Here is a 495-nt window from a genome sequence, read left to right as displayed (position 1 = left end):
GCGTCGAAATCTGGCAGCGAGACGCCACGAACCGCGCACACTACCGCGAGATCGTCATCCATTTCCGCCGCGACCACGACCAGCGCGTAACCCACGAGCAGGGCACGACGTGCGAGCTGTTCGACTGCGGCTCCCACGGCCAGCACGGCGACCGCCGGCATCGGTTCTTTGACTACGACGGCGACAAGCGCCGCATCGAGAGCGACCTGCGCGAGATCGTCGCCGCCTGGTTCTCCGACCACAAGCCGCACATCTGGCGCGACACGCCGGACCACTGGGTGTGGCGCTGCGACTGCGGCCACATCGGACGCTGGCGACCCACCCACGCCGCCGCGCTCCGTGAGGTCAGCGACCACCTCGCGCACATGGCCTACCTCGCCACCGATGAGGGAATGCGCGCCACCTACGCCAACCGGGTCGAGAGCGCGGTGGCCGTATGAGCACCACCCGAGTCGCGGGGGGGGGGGGGGTGGCGCCCCGCGCCCCCCCCCCCGC

The 495-nt window shown here is 71.1% G+C and carries 1 protein-coding gene; it reads left to right on the top strand.

Annotated elements, in window-relative coordinates; all coding sequences use genetic code 11:
- The coding region (locus ACTQ1Z_RS08540) for a hypothetical protein (RefSeq protein WP_441860260.1) at window positions 1–440 on the top strand (440 nt) is incomplete at its 5' end.
- Window positions 441–495: the final 55 nt, after the last annotated feature.

Source organism: Parolsenella sp. LCP21S3_E11 (assembly GCF_052118165.1).
In the GTDB taxonomy this organism is placed as follows: Bacteria; Actinomycetota; Coriobacteriia; order Coriobacteriales; family Atopobiaceae; genus Parolsenella.
This window is presented reverse-complemented; position numbering and strand designations above follow the sequence as displayed.